12 protein-coding genes, 2 tRNA genes and 3 rRNA genes are annotated in these 17,257 nt (G+C 64.4%); 14 read left to right on the top strand and 3 right to left on the bottom strand.

The annotated features are described in order from the left end of the window. Nucleotides 1-49 precede the first annotated feature (49 nt). The 4 genes from GF405_08850 (at nt 50) to GF405_08835 (ending at nt 3,598) form a co-directional block, all read left to right on the top strand. On the top strand, nt 50-988 hold the full coding sequence (locus GF405_08850; GenBank protein ID MBD3368257.1) for a PorV/PorQ family protein: 939 nt from the start codon (nt 50-52) through the stop codon (nt 986-988). A 130-nt stretch (nt 989-1,118) separates the two neighbouring features. Further along, entirely contained in the window at nt 1,119-1,523 is a 405-nt protein-coding gene (locus GF405_08845; GenBank protein MBD3368256.1) for a cytidine deaminase, read from the top strand. Between the two features lie 15 nt (nt 1,524-1,538). Continuing rightward, complete coding sequence (gene deoC / locus GF405_08840; protein MBD3368255.1) at nt 1,539-2,204, top strand: deoxyribose-phosphate aldolase; 666 nt, start codon at nt 1,539-1,541, stop codon at nt 2,202-2,204. Between the two features lie 68 nt (nt 2,205-2,272). Further along, a complete protein-coding gene (locus tag GF405_08835) occupies nt 2,273-3,598 on the top strand; it encodes a thymidine phosphorylase (protein MBD3368254.1) in 1,326 nt (441 codons plus the stop codon). A gap of 30 nt (nt 3,599-3,628) precedes the next feature. On the opposite strand, the gene GF405_08830 is transcribed toward GF405_08835, so the two are convergent. Beyond that, nucleotides 3,629-5,710 carry a PBP1A family penicillin-binding protein gene (locus GF405_08830; GenBank protein MBD3368253.1) on the bottom strand — a complete coding sequence of 694 codons (2,082 nt, stop codon included), beginning with the start codon at nt 5,708-5,710 and terminating at the stop codon, nt 3,629-3,631. A gap of 349 nt (nt 5,711-6,059) precedes the next feature. On the opposite strand from GF405_08830, the gene GF405_08825 reads away from it, so the two are divergent. The 6 genes from GF405_08825 (at nt 6,060) to rrf (ending at nt 12,944) form a co-directional block, all read left to right on the top strand. After that, nucleotides 6,060-7,313 (top strand): tyrosine--tRNA ligase, encoded by a 1,254-nt coding sequence (locus tag GF405_08825; protein ID MBD3368252.1) that lies wholly within the window; start codon nt 6,060-6,062, stop codon nt 7,311-7,313. A 278-nt stretch (nt 7,314-7,591) separates the two neighbouring features. Continuing rightward, a 16S ribosomal RNA gene (locus GF405_08820) occupies nt 7,592-9,151 on the top strand. A 118-nt stretch (nt 9,152-9,269) separates the two neighbouring features. Then, nucleotides 9,270-9,344: transfer RNA gene (locus GF405_08815), tRNA-Ile, on the top strand. Between the two features lie 22 nt (nt 9,345-9,366). Next, a tRNA-Ala gene (locus GF405_08810) sits at nt 9,367-9,439 on the top strand. 168 nt (nt 9,440-9,607) lie between these two features. Then, nucleotides 9,608-12,666: ribosomal RNA gene (locus GF405_08805) — 23S ribosomal RNA — on the top strand. Between the two features lie 161 nt (nt 12,667-12,827). Beyond that, nucleotides 12,828-12,944, top strand: a 5S ribosomal RNA gene (gene rrf, locus GF405_08800). The 16S, 23S and 5S rRNA genes sit together here with 2 tRNA genes alongside, the layout of an rRNA operon. 68 nt (nt 12,945-13,012) lie before the next feature. Here rrf and GF405_08795 read toward each other — a convergent pair. Beyond that, entirely contained in the window at nt 13,013-13,591 is a 579-nt protein-coding gene (locus GF405_08795; GenBank protein MBD3368251.1) for a hypothetical protein, read from the bottom strand. Next, nucleotides 13,591-13,995 (bottom strand): hypothetical protein, encoded by a 405-nt coding sequence (locus GF405_08790; protein ID MBD3368250.1) that lies wholly within the window; start codon nt 13,993-13,995, stop codon nt 13,591-13,593. Before GF405_08790 ends, GF405_08795 begins: the two co-directional genes overlap by 1 nt. Before the next feature lie 172 nt (nt 13,996-14,167). Between GF405_08790 and GF405_08785 the strand changes: the two genes are divergently transcribed. The 4 genes from GF405_08785 to GF405_08770 all read left to right on the top strand — a co-directional run. Continuing rightward, the gene (locus tag GF405_08785) at nt 14,168-14,944 is read left to right on the top strand and encodes a CPBP family intramembrane metalloprotease (protein MBD3368249.1); all 777 of its coding nucleotides are present in this window, start codon (nt 14,168-14,170) and stop codon (nt 14,942-14,944) included. A 5-nt stretch (nt 14,945-14,949) separates the two neighbouring features. After that, nucleotides 14,950-15,936, top strand: coding sequence for an NAD-dependent epimerase/dehydratase family protein (locus GF405_08780; protein ID MBD3368248.1), 987 nt, complete (start codon nt 14,950-14,952; stop codon nt 15,934-15,936). After that, nucleotides 15,753-16,964 carry an NAD-dependent epimerase/dehydratase family protein gene (locus GF405_08775; GenBank protein ID MBD3368247.1) on the top strand — a complete coding sequence of 404 codons (1,212 nt, stop codon included), beginning with the start codon at nt 15,753-15,755 and terminating at the stop codon, nt 16,962-16,964. The genes GF405_08780 and GF405_08775 overlap by 184 nt, the downstream gene beginning before the upstream one ends. Further along, nucleotides 16,925-17,257 (top strand): NAD-dependent epimerase/dehydratase family protein (locus GF405_08770; protein MBD3368246.1); only part of this gene is annotated, 333 nt, incomplete at its 3' end. The genes GF405_08775 and GF405_08770, both read left to right, overlap by 40 nt.

Below are 17,257 nucleotides of genomic sequence, written 5' to 3'. Positions count from 1 at the left end.
CCGGAACGCGGGGCCCCGGCATCGCCCGAGGAAGCAAGGAGGTTGGAATATGGCTAGAAAGCTTGGTCTTCCTGCCCTCGTACTGGTGACCGTGATGCTGGTTGCCAGCACGTCCGTCGCAGAAGACGGTACGGCGGGAAGCACCTACCTCGACGTCTTCGCGATCGGGGTCGGCGCAGGACCGAGCGCTGTGGCGGCGTACACGGCCGCTCCGGGCGACATGTGGAGCCTCACGTACAATCCGGCGGGGCTCGCGGGCATCGACCGGATGGGTCTCGGCGTCAGCCAGATCGAGTGGCTCGCCGACGCTTCATACAGTTACCTCGGTTACGGCATGCCCTCCGGAATGGGCGGACTCGCGATGGGTCTCGCGTATTTCGACATGGGCGGCGTCTCCTCGGTGACCGACATGTACGGGACGATCGACCCCGACGCGTCGGCCGAGGCTTACAACTTCGGTTTCGTCGGCGGCTACGGCTTCCAGTTCCCGAATCTCTGCGATCTGGATGTCGGTGTCTCGGGTCACGTGATCCAGGGCAGCCTCGACGAGGACACCGCGACCGCGATCGGTCTGAACGTCGGTGGTCTCTACCACCTGATGGACAGGCAGGTCCACATCGGGCTGACGGCCCGGAACATCGGGACGCAGGTCGAGTTCGAGGAGGAGGCGTACGACCAGACCATGACGTTCGCGGGCGGCGTGTCGTACACGACCGTCGAGGACCAGATCCCGAACGTCGACGTGATGGTCGGAGCCGATGCGCTGATGCCGAAGGATCAGGACGCGCAGTTCGCGGTGGGTGGTGAGGTCTGGCTGTACAAGACGCTGGCGCTCCGCGCCGGGTACCGGAGCGGCATGGAGCAGGGCAACCTGACCTACGGCGCCGGGTTCAAGTACAGCGACTTCCAGCTCGACTACACCTATGCGGACTACGAGGACCTCGAGGCTACGCACAGGATCTCGCTCACCATGATGTTCGGGAACTAGCATCCCGCCCATCAGGGTGTTCGGTTCTTCGAGGGGCAGCCGCCCGGTACGGTGGCTGCCCCTCATTCGATTCGGAGACCGGGCGGGGGCCGGGTTTCCCTGAACCGCGTTCCGCGGACGGGAGGACGGCGTGGAGGACAGAGAGCTTCTCGATCGAGCGCGCGCTGCGCGGGACCACGCGCACGCACCGTACTCGGGCTTCGCCGTCGGAGCCGCCCTCGAGACGGCCGACGGACGGGTCTTCACGGGCGTGAACGTCGAGAACGCATCGATCGGGCTCTCGGTCTGTGCGGAGCGGAACGCCGTGGCGGCCGCCGTCGCGGCAGGCGCCCGCGACTTCAGGACCCTGGCGATCGTCACCGACGCGCCGGAGCCTACCATGCCCTGCGGCGTGTGTCGGCAGGTGCTCTGGGAGTTCGGCGAAGACCTTCGTGTGCTCGTGGGCACGGTCGACGGACACGTTGCGGAGACGACGCTCAGGGAACTCTATCCGAAGCCGTTCACATCCTACGAGACCACAGTGAACGATCACTGAGAGAACGGAGGTTCCATGACGAGAGCTGAGCTGGCTGCCATGATCGATCACACACTTCTCAAGCCCGGCGCGACGGACGAGGACATCGAGCGACTCTGCTCCGAGGCTGTCGAACACGGCTTCCGGACCGTCTGCGTCAACCCGTGTCGGGTTGAGCTGGCGTCGCGGATTCTCAAAGGGAAGGAGCCCGGCGTGTGCAGTGTCGCCGGCTTTCCCCTCGGCGCGTCGATACCGGACGTCAAGTCCGTCGAGGCGGCGCGTGCGATCCAGGACGGGGCGACCGAGATCGACATGGTGATGAACGTCGGAGCGCTGCTCTCCGGCGACGAGACACTCGTTGCCAACGACATCGCCGCCGTCATGAGGTCGTGCAAGGGTCGGGCCGCGCTGAAGGTGATCATTGAGGCGGCGCTGCTCTCCGACGAGCAGAAGGAGACGGCGTGCAGGATCGCGGTCGACCAGGGGGTCGATTTCGTCAAGACGTCGACCGGCTTCGGTCCGGGCGGAGCCACGGCCGAGGATGTAGCGCTGATGCGCCGCGCCGTCGGTGAGGCCGCGGGGGTGAAGGCTGCCGGCGGCATACGCGACTTTGAGACGGCGGCCGCCATGATCGAGGCCGGGGCGAACAGGATCGGAGCGAGTGCGGGGCCCGCCCTTCTCGAGGGTGCCGAGAACGACTGAGCGGTGGCCTGCGGGTCGGGCCCACGGCCGGCGGCGCGCCGCCGGCCGCGCTGTTTTCGGAGGGTACAGTGACACCGTACGAGACCATCAAGCGGAAGCGCGACGGCGGGGAGCTGACGCGCCGCGAGCTCCAGACGTTCGTCGAGAGCTACCTCGACGGAGGGGTCGCCGACTACCAGATGTCGGCCTTCCTGATGGCGGTCTACTTCCGCGGCATGACGACTCAGGAGACCGTGTGGCTGACCTCAGTCATGCTGGAGAGCGGGCGCACCATGGACCTGTCGGCTCTGGGCTCGCCCCGCATCGACAAGCACTCGACAGGCGGCGTCGGAGACAAGCTGTCGCTCATCGTCGCGCCGGTCGCCGCCGCGTGCGGCGTGCGCGTCCCGATGATCTCCGGACGGGGGCTCGGCCACACGGGCGGCACGCTTGACAAGCTCGAGTCGATCCCCGGTCTCTCCACTGACTTCTCGGAGGAGGCGTTCGAACGGATCGTCTCGGACATCGGTTTCGCCATCGTCGGACAGTCCGAGAGCGTGGCACCGGCCGACCGGAGGATGTACGCACTGAGAGACGTCACGGCCACCGTCGAGTGCGTGCCGCTCATCGTGGCGAGCATCCTCTCGAAGAAGCTCGCGGCCGACCTCGAGGGACTGGTCCTCGACGTCAAGGTCGGACGCGGCGCGTTCATGCCGGACACGGAGAAGGGGAGAGAGCTGGCGCGTGCGCTCATCGACACAGCGTCGAGCCTCGGCCTGCCCGCGCGGGCTCTTCTGACGGACATGAACGCACCGGTGGGGCGGGCCGTCGGGAACGCTCTCGAGGTTGCCGAGTCGCTCGAGGTGCTTCGCGGAGGCGGACCGGACGACGTCCGCGAGACGAGCCTCGCCCTGGCCGCGGCCATGGTTCATGTCGGAGGACTCGCGGAGTCGGCGACGCAGGCCCACGGGCTCGCGGCCGCGGCCCTCGACGAGGGACGCGCCCTCGAGCGCTTCAGGGACTTCGTCAATGCTCAGGGCGGCGAGGCCCGGGTTGTTGACGATCCGGGGCTCCTGCCGCGGGCGGCGGTGACGCGGGCCGTCGCTTCCGCGTCGAACGGGTTTGTGCGCTCGGTGGACGCGCTGGCGGTCGGCAGGGCGTCGGTCCGGCTGGGCGCCGGCCGATTGCGGCTTGGCGACCCGGTCGACCCCGCCGTCGGGATCGTCATCGCTGCGCCCGTCGGGACGAAGGTAGAGCAGGGAGAACCTCTCGCGGTCATCCACGCCGCGACCGACGTAGCTGCCGACGAGGCCGTCGATGTGGTCCTCGGTGCGTTCGATGTCGGTGAGGAGCCGCCCGAGAAGAGGGCGACCATCATCGGAGATCTGGGCGGTCCATCGCAGGACGACGCGTGAGCGGCCCCGGGGGGCTGCCATCAGACACGCTCAGAGGCCGAAGATCCCCGTTCGCGGCTCCGGCTCCCGCTCCTCGGGCGCGTGGCGCTCGCAGTGGCGGACCGGTTCGGCGCCCTGAGGGAAGACCTCCTCAAGGGTCTCGGGGCAATCCTCGGTCGCGAGTGCTCCGGTCTTTGTGCAGATCGTCCGCGTTACGATGCCGGGCGGGGGCTCGAACGGCTCCCTGGGGAGCCCGGCGTGCGCGGTCTTCATGAACTCGGTCCACACCGGAAGCGCCACGCGGGCGCCGGTCATCTTCGGACCCATCGACGACCTGTCGTCGAAGCCGCCCCACACGCCGCAGATGACGTTCGGCGTGAACCCGACGAACCATGCGTCGGTGCAGTCGTTCGTCGTGCCCGTCTTGCCGGCAGCCGGGTGCCGGAAGCCCCACGCCCGGGCCGCCCATCCCGTCCCGCTGTTGATCACGCTTTCCATCATGCTCGTGACGACGTACGCAGTCTGCGCCGAGAGCACCTCGCGGCTTCGCACGGCGTGGGTCTCGAGGACATTGCCCGAGCGGTCCTCGATGCGCTCGATGGCGTACGGCTCCAGACGGACTCCCTGGTTGGCGAGCACGCCGTAGGCCCGCACCATGTCGATGAGAAGGACCTCTCCGCTCCCCAGCGGCAGCGAAAAGACCGGGTGGAGCGGCGTCGTGATGCCCATCCTCCGGGCGTAGTCGGCGATGACGTCCGGTCCGACGAGAAGGCCCAGCTTGATGGCCGGGATGTTGATAGAGCGCTTGAGGGCGTAGCGGAGACGGACGGTTCCGTGGAACTCGCGAGAGTAGTTCTCGGGCGACCAGTCGGTCGGCAGCTCGACCGGCGGGTCCAGCTCGTCGAAAACGATGGGCGGGCCGGCGCCGGGAATGAGCACCGGAGCGTCGAGCAGCGTGTCGGCCGGTGAGAATCCGTTGTCGATGGCGGCCGTGTAGACGAACGGCTTGAAGCCCGAGCCGGGCTGGCGGGGCGCCTGGGTGGCCCGGTTGAACTGGCTGTCCCGGTAGTCGCGTCCTCCCACCATCGCCAGAATGCCGCCCGTGCGGACATCGACCGCCAGCAGCGCGCCCTGAACATAGGGGATGTGCTGCGTCGTGTCCGGATCGAACGGCTCGCCGCGCTTGAAGGGGAAGTCGTACTCCTCCTCGAGTCGTGCGAAGCGCTCCTCCAGGATCGCCTCGGCCGTGTCCTGGAGCGCCGAGTCGAGCGTCGTGTAGATGCTCAGGCCGCCCGAGTAGAGCGCCTCGGCGCCGTACCGTCCGATGACGTCGCGGCGGACGTGCTCAATGTAGTAGGCGCGGTGTCCGAGTTCCTCCTCCTCGGGCCTGAGCTCGATGCTCACGGTGTCCGCCGCCGCGGCCTCGTCGGGCGCTATCCTGCCGGCGGCGACCATCATGTCGAGGACGAGGCTCCTCCTCTCGCGCGCCCTCTCGGGGTGTCTGCGCGGCGAGTATCCACTCGGGTTCTTCGGGAGTCCCGCGAGAAGCGCCGCCTCCGCGAGCTCGAGTTCCGACGAGCTCCTGCCGAAGAGGTCCTGCGCCGCCGCCTCGACGCCGTAGGCGCCGCCGCCGAAGTAGATCTGATTGAGGTAGAGCTCGAGGATCCTGTCCTTCGAGTACGTCTGCTCGATGCGGAGGGCCAGCAGCGCCTCTCTGAGCTTTCGGGTGAGGCTGACCTCCTGGGTCAGGAAGAGGTCCCTGGCCAGCTGCTGGGTGATGGTGCTGGCGCCCTGGACCACACGCCCGGCACGAACGTTCGTGAGAGCTGCGCGGATGATCGCGTATACGTCGATCCCCCAGTGCTCCCGGAACTCCTGGTCCTCGGTCGAGGTGATCGCCGCGATCATGAAGGGGGAGATGTCATCAAGCGGCACGACGACCCGGTTCTCGCGGAAGAACTCGTGGAGGATCTCCCCGTTCCGGTCGTACACGGTCGTGCCCACCGTCGGCTCGACCGACTCGAGCAGCGACGGCGAGGGGAGGTCCCGCGAGAGGAAGAGGATGGCGACGACGGTCGCGAGCGAGAGGCCCGCGAGCACGATGCCGAAGACGATGAGCCAGCGCTTCATCATGTGAGAGCTCTCCAGGAAGACGACGTCCCCTTGTGAGGGGGGCCTCAAGGACGGTACCCGAGTGGACGCGGCAAGTCAAGACGACGGGCTACCCGGCGCCGCGGGGGACGCCGAGGGGTTCTCGGGGCCTTACGAGCCGTTGCCTGACACGTTCTCAGAGGCCCGCACGGCCCCGCTGAGGGCCGTTTTCCGCTTGCGTGTGTGTCGCCCCGGCTGGTATGTAATATGCAGTCAAGTCCGCCCCTGGCCATCGGTCATCTGACGCGCGGGGGCGTCGTTCTGTTCGCCCGCGTCCTTCGGGTCCGGTCGAGGCCTGAACACAGCTGCAACGTGAGTTCCGGGGAACATCATGCTGTCCGTGAAGCGCCAGATGGACATCCTGCTCGACGGTACGGTCGAGGTCATCAAGCCGGAGGACCTCGAGCGGAAACTCGAGACCTCCGTCCGCGAGGGAAGGCAGCTCCGGGTGAAGCAGGGATTCGACCCGAGCGCGCCCGACCTCCACCTGGGCCACGCCATCGGACTCAGAAAGCTCCGGGCGTTCCAGGACCTCGGTCACCGCGTCGTCGTGATCATCGGCGACTACACCGGGATGATCGGCGACCCGACGGAACGGTCGGAGACGCGTCCGCGCCTCACGCACGAGCAGGTGATGGAGAACGCCGTTACGTATCAGGAGCAGCTGCATTCGATCGTCGACCCCGATCCCGAGAAGCTCGAGGTCGTGATGAATGGAGCGTGGTTCTCGAAGATGTCGTTCGCCGATGTGATGGACCTCGCCGGACGTTACACCATCGCGCGCATTCTCGAGCGCGACGACTTCACGACGCGCTTCAGGAACGAGGAACCGATCAGCATCCACGAGCTGTTCTATCCGCTGATGCAGGGGTACGACTCGGTGGCGATCCGTTCCGACGTCGAGCTCGGTGCGACTGAGCAGAAGTTCAACTGCCTCGTCGGCCGCGAGCTTCAGAAGGCGTACGCGATCGAGCCGCAGGTCGTGATGCTCCTGCCGGTCCTCGAGGGAACCGACGGCGTACGGAGAATGAGCAAGAGCATCGGAAACTACATCGGCATCTCCGAGCCGCCGCGGGAGATCTACGGCAAGACGATGTCGATACCCGACGACATGATCGTGAGGTACTTCGAGCTGGCCACGGAGCTCCTGCCGGATGAGGTCGCGACGATCAAGGGCGAGCTGGACCGGGAGAGAACGAACCCGCGTGATGTGAAGCGCAGACTTGCGCGGGAGCTCGTGGCGCTCTATCATGATGAACGCGCCGCGCGGGATGCGGAGCAGGAGTTCGACCGCATGTTCGTCTCGGGCGGCACTCCCGATGACATACCCGAGCCCGCCATCCGGATCGAGGGGCAGGATGATCCGGAGGCCGTCTGGATCGTGGCGCTCGTCAGAGCGGCGGGCCTGGCGAAGTCGAACGGTGAAGCGAGGCGTCTCATCAAGCAGGGCGGAATTCGGCTTGACGGGATGCAGGTCACTGATGTAGACTCCACAGTCTCCGTTCGGGAGCCGGTGCTTCTGCAGGCCGGGAAGCGACGCTTCGTCCGTGTGGTTCCGGAGAACGTGGCTCTCGAGGAGAGCTAGGATCGTCCCGGTAAGAAAAACGTCGAAACCTCGAATTTCCGCTTGACAGCACCGGGGCGGATGACTACACTAGCAGGGTTGCAAAGGCCCGGTACGACGTGACCGGGACTGGGAAAACTTAGCTCTTTGACATTTGAATAGCGTGTCAGTACGAGCCATCCCGGCAGGGCCCCGTGGCGCTGCGCTCCTTTGGGAGCGTGGTCCACATGGGTTTCTAGCATAGGTCCGATAACGGGCCGTCCCACGGTGTGGGGCGGCACAAAGGATCAGAACTACAACGGAGAGTTTGATCCTGGCTCAGAATGAACGCTGGCGGCGTGGATTAGGCATGCAAGTCGAACGCGAAACGGATTCTTCGGAAACCGGAGTAGAGTGGCGAACTGGTGAGTAGCGCTTGGGGAACGTGCCCTCGAATGGGGAACATGTCCGAAAGACGTAAATTCCGCATGTGATCACGAGGTCGCATGGCCATGTGATGAAAGGTGCCCTCTGATTCAAGGTGCCGTTCGAGGATCGCCCCGAGTCCTATTAGCTTGTTGGTGAGGTAACGGCTCACCAAGGCGATGATGGGTAGCTGGCCTGAGAGGGTGGTCAGCCACACTGGGATTGAGATACTGCCCAGACTCCTAAGGGAGGCAGCAGTCGAGAGGCATCTGCAATGGGCGCAAGCCCGACAGTGCGACGCCGCGTGGACGATGAAGGCCTTCGGGTTGTAAAGTCCTGTCCAGGGGGGAGAAAGCATCCAGTTGAATAGACTGGGTGTCTGACGTTGCCCCTGAAGAAAGACCCGGCTAACTCCGTGCCAGCAGCCGCGGTAATACGGAGGGGTCAAGCGTTATTCGGATTTACTGGGCGTAAAGGGCGCGCAGGCGGGATCGTGGGTCGGCCGTGAAATCCACCGGCTTAACCGGTGAACTGCGGTCGAAACTGCGGTCCTTGAGCTTGGTAGAGGAAGGCGGAATTCCTGGTGTAGCGGTGGAATGCGTAGATATCAGGAAGAACACCAGTAGCGAAGGCGGCCTTCTGGGCCACAGCTGACGCTGAGGCGCGAAAGCTGGGGGAGCGAACAGGATTAGATACCCTGGTAGTCCCAGCCGTAAACGATGGGTACTAGGTGTAGGAGGTACTGACCCCTCCTGTGCCGCAGTTAACGCACTAAGTACCCCGCCTGGGGAGTACGGTCGCAAGGCTGAAACTCAAAGGAATTGACGGGGCCCCGCACAAGCGGTGGAGCATGTGGTTCAATTCGACGCAACGCGCAGAACCTTACCCGGGCTTGACATCCTGGGAATCCCTGAGGAAACCGGGGAGTGCCTGCTTTGCAGGAGCCCAGTGACAGGTGCTGCATGGCTGTCGTCAGCTCGTGTCGTGAGATGTTGGGTTAAGTCCCGCAACGAGCGCAACCCTCGTCCTTAGTTGCCAGCATTCAGTTGGGCACTCTAAGGAGACTGCCGGTGTTAAACCGGAGGAAGGCGAGGATGACGTCAAGTCCTCATGGCCCTTATGCCCGGGGCTACACACGTGCTACAATGGCCGGTACAATGGGCTGCGAACCTGTGAGGGGAAGCTAATCCCAAAAAGCTGGTCTCAGTTCGGATTGGAGTCTGCAACTCGACTCCATGAAGGAGGAATCGCTAGTAATCGCGCATCAGCATGGCGCGGTGAATACGTTCCCGGGCCTTGTACACACCGCCCGTCACACCACGAAAGCTATTTGGACCAGAAGTCGGCGTTCCAACCCTTCGGGGAGGTAGTCGCCCAAGGTCTGAATGGTAATTGGGGTGAAGTCGTAACAAGGTAGCCGTAGGGGAACCTGCGGCTGGATCACCTCCTTTCTAAGGAGCCTACTCCACACCCTTCGGGGTTGGTGGGGCATCCTAGGTCGATCCCGTTGTTCTCGTGAAGACTGCTTTCCGGTTTTGAAAGACCGAGGCGTGGCTCGCCGGGCCTCGAGTTGGGCCTGTAGCTCAGTTGGTTCAGAGCGCACGCCTGATAAGCGTGAGGTCGGTGGTTCAAATCCACTCAGGCCCATCGTTCTTTGCATGGAGATGACGGGGCTGTAGCTCAGTTGGGAGAGCGCCAGCTTTGCAAGCTGGATGTCGTCGGTTCGAGCCCGATCAGCTCCATGTAAGCCGCAGTTCTTTGAAAATCGGACGAAAAGATAAGCCGTAGAGAGAGAAACGTTCAATGTTCGCTGAGGACGTGAAGTAGAAGAGAAGGTTCTCGAGTTGAACTCTGGCCACTTCCGCAGGTCGTTCGGTATATCCGGCCGGCCCTCGAAAGAGAATACGGTTGTGGTCAAGCTAGTAAGGGCATGCGACGGATGCCTTGGCGTCGGGAGACGATGAAGGACGTGGATAGCTGCGATAAGCCTCGGGTAGCCGCTAACAGGCTTTGATCCGAGGATTTCCGAATGGGGAAACCCGTGGAGGGTCATACCTCCCATCGTCCGGAACAATACATAACCGGGCGAGGTGAACGAGGGGAAGTGAAACATCTCAGTACCCTCAGGAAAAGAAAGCAAAAGCGATTCCCCAAGTAGCGGCGAGCGAACGGGGAACAGCCCAAACCGTGTATACATGTGGCCCGTCAGCTTAGTATGCACGGTGTCGTGGGGCAGAGGATGGCGGAGTGGCGGATCCGCCGGGAGAGGCCGTCTAATACGCGGCCAGAACCGTAGTCGAATGGTCTGGAAAGGCCAGCCATAGAAGGTGACAGCCCTGTAGGCGAAACGGGTAAAATCTCCTGTCCTCCGTTCCCAAGTACCGCGGGACACGTGGAACCCTGCGGGAATTCGGGAGGACCACCTCCCAAGGCTAAATACTACCCGACGACCGATAGTGGACCAGTACCGTGAGGGAAAGGTGAAAAGTACCCCTTTTAGGGGAGTGAAATAGTACCTGAAATCGCATGCCTACAAGCAGTGGGAGCCCTATGGTCGCAAGCTTCGGCCTGTGACCAGGGTGACCGCGTACCTTTTGCATAATGGGTCAGCGACTTACTCTCCGTGGCAAGGTTAAGCCCTAGGGAAACCGAAGGTGTAGCCGCAGCGAAAGCGAGTCTGAACAGGGCGACTAGTCGCGTGGAGTAGACCCGAAGCCGGGTGAGCTACCCATGGCCAGGATGAAGAGTGGGTAAAACCACTTCAGAGGTCCGAACCCAATGAGGTTGAAAACTCATGGGATGAGCTGTGGGTAGGGGTGAAAGGCCAATCAAACCCGGTGATAGCTGGTTCTCCCCGAAATATATTTAGGTATAGCCTCGTGTGTCTGCAACGGAGGTAGAGCACTGGATGGGCTAGGGGTCCTACCAGATTACCAAACCCAACCAAACTCCGAATGCCGTTGACAGCAATCACGGGAGTCAGACCGCGGGCGATAAGGTTCGTGGTCGAGAGGGTAAGAGCCCAGATCGCCAGCTAAGGTCCCCAAGTGTATGCTAAGTGGGAAAGGAAGTGGAAGCGCGTAGACAACCAGGAGGTTGGCTTAGAAGCAGCCATCCTTTAAAGAAAGCGTAACAGCTCACTGGTCGATGTGAGTCCGCGCCGAAAATATAACGGGGCTCAAGCATACCACCGAAGCTGCGAGATCGGCTGCCCCTTCGGGGGCGGTGGATCGGTAGGGGAGCGTTCCAGTTGCCTGTGAAGGTAGACCGAAAGGACTGCTGGAGGTTCTGGAAGTGATCATGCTGACATGAGTAGCGATAAAGCCGGTGAGAAACCGGCTCGCCGGAAGCCCAAGGTTTCCTGGGGAAGGTTAATCCGCCCAGGGTTAGTCGGATCCTAAGCCGAGGCCGAAAGGCGTAGGCGATGGGAAACAGGTCAATATTCCTGTACCACTGGGGTATGCATCGAAGCTGCACGGGAGGACGGAGATTGGTAGGTCAGCCCACCGTCGGATGTGGGTTCAAGCCCGCAGGGGTGTCCTTGGATAATAAACGGGACAACCGCCCCGAGGGGTGAAGAGGAGCACCTTAGGTGCACAAACTGATCGATCCTATGCTTCCAAGAAAAGTCCCGCAGTGGAGTATGCTCCGGTGTCCGTACCGCAAACCAACGCAGGTGGGCAGGGAGAGAATCCCGAGGCGCTTGAGATAACCCTCGCTAAGGAACTCAGCAAATTGGCACCGTAACCTAGGGAGAAGGTGTGCCCACATTAGGTGTAAGATTATTCTTCTGAAGCCGAAGTGGGTTGCAGTGACCAGGCGGTAGCGACTGTTTACTAAAAACATAGGACTCTGCAAACTCGTAAGAGGACGTATAGGGTCTGACGCCTGCCCGGTGCCGGAAGGTTAAGGGGAGCAGTTAGTCCTTCGGGGCGAAGCTGTGAACCGAAGCCCCGGTAAACGGCGGCCGTAACTATAACGGTCCTAAGGTAGCGAAATTCCTTGTCGGGTAAGTTCCGACCTGCACGAATGGCGCAACGACTTCCGCACTGTCTCAGCGAGGGACTCAGCGAAATTGAACTGGCGGTGAAAATGCCGTCTACCCGCGACAAGACGGAAAGACCCTGTGGACCTTTACTACAGCTTGACAGTGAATCTCGAATTGGTTTGTAGAGGATAGGTGGGAGGCTTTGAAGCCGGATCGTCAGATTCGGTGGAGCCACCGGTGGAATACCACCCTGATCAGTTTGGGGTTCTAACTCTGGCCCGTAACCCGGGTCGAGGACACTGTCTGGTGGGTAGTTTGACTGGGGCGGTCGCCTCCCAAAAGGTAACGGAGGCGCGCTATGGTTCCCTCAGGCTGATTGGAAACCAGCCGTAGAGTGCAAAGGCATAAGGGAGCTTGACTGCGAGACCGACGGGTCGAGCAGGTGGGAAACCAGGTCTTAGTGATCCGGCGGTTCTGAGTGGAAAGGCCGTCGCTCATCGGATAAAAGGTACCCCGGGGATAACAGGCTGATCGCCTCCAAGAGTTCACATCGACGAGGCGGTTTGGCACCTCGATGTCGGCTCATCGCATCCTGGGGCTGAAGTCGGTCCCAAGGGTTTGGCTGTTCGCCAATTAAAGCGGTACGCGAGCTGGGTTTAGAACGTCGTGAGACAGTTCGGTCCCTATCTGTCGTGGGCGCAGGATACTTGAGAGGAGCTGTCCTCAGTACGAGAGGACCGGGATGGACGCACCTCTGGTGCTCCAGTTGTCTTGCCAAGGGCATAGCTGGGTAGCCACGTGCGGAAAGGATAACCGCTGAAAGCATCTAAGCGGGAAGCCTCCCTCGAGATCAGGTATCCCGTCTCGGCCTTCGGGCCGAGCCTGAAGACCCCTTCTAGACTAGGAGGTTGATAGGCTGGAGGTGGAAGCGCAGCAATGCGTGAAGCTGACCAGTACTAATTGGTCGTGTGGCTTGACCATTCTTTGATTCGCTACGTCCATTCGCGCTTCGTACGCGAAATGGACGCTGGGAATCAGAGGTCCGTCAGGAAGTGGCCAGAGTTGAACGCGAGAGCCATTTCTCGCGCGTACAGCACCGCTCGGTGGTTTGCGAGTGGTGAGAACGTTTCTCGAATACGGTTTCCGGTGGTGATGGCGGAGGGGTCACACCCGATTCCATTCCGAACTCGGAAGTTAAGCCCTCCAGCGCCGATGGTACTGCACGGGCCACTGTGTGGGAGAGTAGGTCGCCGCCGGATTTATTTTTTCGTTCGCGCGTCGGGCCGTCCTGAATGGGACGGCCCGTCGTCGTTTCGGCCGCGCCATCTCAGCCGCGGTGGTTGAGCGAGGCGGCGTAGGGCTTGGAACACAGCGTGCCGAACAGGGCGTCCGAGGTGGCGCTGCCCAGCATGTGGTAGTCGAAGGCACAGCTGCGATCGAAGGGCTTGGTGTGTCCCTGGTAGTCGGTGTCGGCGCGGATGCGCAGCTCGTCCGAGCGCAGCACATCCGACCCCCTGCCGTCGAAGCGGTTCCACGACGAATCGAGCGTCAATTGTCCACTGATGGTCGTCGTGGCCGCGAAGAAGCCGAAGTCGCCGCTGAGTTTGCAGGACGAGGCGGTCAGCGCCAGGTCGAACTCGTCCAGCGCCGCCCCGGCGCTGAAGGTGCCCTGCAGGGTCAGGCTGCCGCCGTGCGGGCAGTCGGCCCGGCCTTCGATGTCGCCGGGCTGTACGCCGCTCAGCTCCGGCGTGATGGTCTCCATCACACCGTAGGCGATGGTCACCGCCACCATCTTGTCGCGGATGAAGTTGGGGTAATCCACGTCGGGCCGGCCGCATCCCCCGATGCAAAAGGACAACAGCAAACCGGCCACTACGAATCGCCTCGGGTCGATCGGGCGGCGCATCATTCCCTCCAGATGAAGCCGGTGCTGAAGATCTGGCCGGCGAAGGGGGTGGTGTCGATGACCGGATCGCCCTCGCAGACCTGGGAATCGCAATTCGAATCGCAGTTGGGCGAGACCGCGCAGTAGGTGGCCGACATCTTGTTGTGGATCTCGATGATCGAGTGGGTATCGACCGGGAAGTTGCCCACGGTGGCGTACTCGGTCTCCGCGCAGACCGTGCCCACCTCGACCCCGTCGACCAGCAGGTCGCTTTCGCGGCTGACGATATTGGAGAACACCAGCTGGAACTCGTCCTCGCCCGGGGCCGGCACCCCGTTGCGTCCCTGCTCGAGGCAGTTGTCGCAGCCGCCGCCGGCCAGCGCGGACAGCAGCAGGCCGCAATACACGAGCCATCCTCGAATCATCTCTGGCCTCCCGGTGGCCCTCGCGGGCCGGTGAGCCAAGGGCCGCAAACGGCGTGGCGTCGCGACCCGCACGTAACGCGATAGTTCGAGTGTGCCCCGAAGCCAGCCGCGAGCGCAAGCCCGAGCGCGATCGTCGAACTCCAGGCCATCGGCTCTTGCATCTGCGCCCTGGATGGGCTTTGCTGCGACCATGCCGGCTACCGCACAGCGCATTCGGGGCGGACTGCGCGATCTGCTCGCGCCGTTGATTGCGGGCTGGCCGGCCGTGCTGCTCACCGCTTCGGCGCTGGCCCTGGTGCTGCTGCACCTGGGACCGGGCAGCCGCGCGTTTTTCGCCGAGACGCTGGCGCCGCTGTGCTGTCCGGCGGCCGATGCACTGGAATTGGGCTGGTGGGCGGCGCTGTACCAACACGCGGCGGCCTTCGTGCTGTTTTTGCTGCTGCCGCTGGTGGTCTCGCGTTTGGCGCTCGGGGCGCGGCCGAGCGAGTTGGGCCTGGGGCTGGGGCGCTGGCGCCTGGGCTTCGGCGCCGTGGTCCCGCTGGGGCTGCTGCTGGTGGCCTTGCCGGGAGGGCTGTCGGCCGGCGGCATGCCGGTTTTCGTGCAGGAGTACCCCCTGGCCGCCGCGGCCGGTGCATCGACCGAACGCTTCGTGCTCTACCAGCTGGCGTATGGTTTTCTCTACTACGCGGCCTACGAGGCCTTCTTTCGCGGCATGCTGCAGTTCGGCTTGCGCGAGCACATCGGAGCGACCGGGGCGATCCTGGTCCAGACGGCCATCACCACCCTGTTGCACATCGGCAAGCCGCCGGCCGAAATCTGGTCGGCGCTGGTGGCCGGCTTCGTGTTCGGCTCCCTGGCGCTGCGCCTGCGGTCGGTCTGGCCCCTGTGGTTGATCCACTGGGGACTCGGTCTGTTGACCGACTGGTCCTGCGCGAGCGCCGGAGGCTGAGCGGCATGCGGGTTCTGGTCACCGGGGCCAACGGATTCATCGGTTCGACGCTCACCCGGCGCCTGTTGCGCGACGGCCACGCGGTGCGATGTCTGATCCATCGCGCCGAGCACCGCCTGCGGGGCCTGCCCATCGAACTCGTCCGCGGATCGGTGCGCGATCGCGGCTGTCTGGCCAGGGCGCTCAGCGGGGTCGAATGCGTTTTCCACCTCGCCGGCCGGGCCACCGACTGGGGCCCGCGCGAGCTGTTCTACCGCATCAACGTCGACGGCACCCGCCACCTGCTCGACGCCGCCGCCGCGGCCGGGACGCGGCGGCTGGTGTTCACCAGCAGCCTGGCGGTCCACCGCTTCAGCGGCCATGTGGATGCCGGCGAGCAGACAGCGGCCGACCAGACGCGCTATGCCTACGGAGCCTCCAAAGTGGCGGCCGAGCATCTGGTCCGCACGGCCTGCATTCGCGGACTGCTCGAGACGGTCATCGTGCGTCCTGGCGTGGTGGTCTACGGCCCGCAGGACACCACGGCCTTTGCCGACATGGCACCGCTGCTGGCCCGCGGCCGCTGGACCCACGTGATCGGCGGCCGGGCCCTGCTGTGCACGGTCTACGTCGACAACCTGGTCGATGCCCTGCTGGCCGCCGCCACCAACGACGCTGCGGCCGGCCGAATCTACAATGTCACCGACGACCGCAAGCTGACCTGGCGCGACTACATCTCGGCCGCCATCACCGCCTTCGGCGCACGCGAGCGCAGCCTGTCGGTTCCGCGTCCGCTGGCGCGGGCGGCGGGCATGGGTCTCGAGGCGTTGTGGCGCGCCTTCGGTGCCCGCCGGCCGCCGCCCATCACCGACTACCGCACCGCCCTGGTGGCCGACGATTTCCATTTCAACTGCGAGCGCGCCAAGCGCGAACTGGCCTACCGACCGCGGGTGGAGCTGGAAGAGGGCCTGCGGCGCACGGTGGACTGGTGGCGAGAGGCGGTGCAGCGGTGAGCGCCTCCGACCGCGTACCCGCCTCGCCGGTCTTGGTCACCGGCGCCAACGGCTTCATCGGCCAGGCCCTGTGCGCCGGCTTGCTGCGGGCCGGCTGCACCGTGCGCGGGGCCGTGCTGCGGGGCACCGACGCAGAACCGCTGGAACGGATGGGTATACCGGTCTATCCGGGCGACATCCTGCAGCCCGAGACGCTGGCACCGGCGCTGCAAGGGGTGCGCAGCGTCTATCACCTGGCGGCGCTGGCCACCGACTGGGCCCCCTGGGATCGCTTCATGCGGGTCAACGCCGAAGGCACCGCCTGCGTGTTGGAGGCCGCCCGTCGAGCCGGGGTGCAGCGCCTGGTCCACATGAGTTCGCTGGTGGTCCATCCCTTCAGCGGTCACGTGGCGGCGGATGAGCACGCGCCGCTGGGCAACCGCACCAACGGCTATTGCGCCGCCAAGGGGGTGGCCGAAGGCCACGTGCGCCGGGCGCAGCAGGCGGGTTGGTTCGAGACGGTGATCATCCGGCCGGGCACGGTCATCTACGGCCCCGGCGACACCACCGCCTTCGTCCATTTGGCGCCCGCACTCGAGCGCGGCCCCTTGCCGCTGGTGGGCGACGGAGAGACGGTCACCTGCTGCAGCTATGTCGGCAACTTGGTCGACGGCCTGCTGCTGGCCGGCCACAGGCCCGAGGCCGCCGGTCGCAGCTACGTGCTGACCGACGACAGGATGGTGACCTGGCGGGCCTACCTGAGCGCGGTCTGCAGCGCCCTGGGCGTCCGTCCGCGGCTGATCGGCGTGCCGACCTGGATGGTGCGCGCCGCCGGCTGGAGCCTGGAGACCATCTGGCGCAGCGCCGGCTTCAGCCATGCGCCGGTGGTGCACCGCTACCGGGTCGCTTTGATGGCGCGCGATTTCCATTTCGGCTGCGAGCGGGCCAAGCGCGAGCTGGGTTACCGGCCGCGGGTCGGGCTGGAGTCCGGGCTGGCGCGGACGGTCGAATGGTACCGGCGCTGGCAAGTCGCTGCTGGGCGGGCTTGAGCATGCAGGTTCTGGTCACCGGTGCCAGCGGTTTTCTGGGCTCGCATCTGGTCGATGCGCTGCTGGCCGAGGGGATGGAGGTGCGGGTCCTGCTGCGCGCGAGTTCGTCGCGCCGCTGGTTGCGCGGCCTGCCGATCGAGATCGTCGCCGGCGACGTGACCGCGGCGCCCGATCGCCTGGCCGCGGCCGTGGCCGGGGTGGAGCTGGTCTTCCACGCCGCCGGCCTGACCAAGGCCGTCGATGCGGCCCGGCTCGACGCGGTCAACCGCGGGGGCACGCTCAATCTGCTCGCG

It is taken from the genome of Candidatus Effluviviaceae Genus V sp. (assembly GCA_014728125.1).
In the GTDB taxonomy this organism is placed as follows: Bacteria; Joyebacterota; Joyebacteria; order Joyebacterales; family Joyebacteraceae; genus WJMD01.
The sequence above is the reverse complement of the archived record's forward strand: the minus strand, read 5'-3'. Positions and strand labels throughout refer to the sequence as shown.

Coding starts and splice junctions, on each gene's coding strand:
- GF405_08850 (MBD3368257.1), top strand. CDS start 50: ATGGCTAGAAAGCTTGGTCTTCCTGCCCTCGTACTGGTGACCGTGATG.
- deoC (MBD3368255.1), top strand. CDS start 1,539: ATGACGAGAGCTGAGCTGGCTGCCATGATCGATCACACACTTCTCAAG.
- GF405_08830 (MBD3368253.1), bottom strand. CDS start 5,710: ATGATGAAGCGCTGGCTCATCGTCTTCGGCATCGTGCTCGCGGGCCTC.
- GF405_08825 (MBD3368252.1), top strand. CDS start 6,060: ATGCTGTCCGTGAAGCGCCAGATGGACATCCTGCTCGACGGTACGGTC.
- GF405_08795 (MBD3368251.1), bottom strand. CDS start 13,591: ATGCGCCGCCCGATCGACCCGAGGCGATTCGTAGTGGCCGGTTTGCTG.
- GF405_08790 (MBD3368250.1), bottom strand. CDS start 13,995: ATGATTCGAGGATGGCTCGTGTATTGCGGCCTGCTGCTGTCCGCGCTG.
- GF405_08785 (MBD3368249.1), top strand. CDS start 14,168: ATGGGCTTTGCTGCGACCATGCCGGCTACCGCACAGCGCATTCGGGGC.
- GF405_08780 (MBD3368248.1), top strand. CDS start 14,950: ATGCGGGTTCTGGTCACCGGGGCCAACGGATTCATCGGTTCGACGCTC.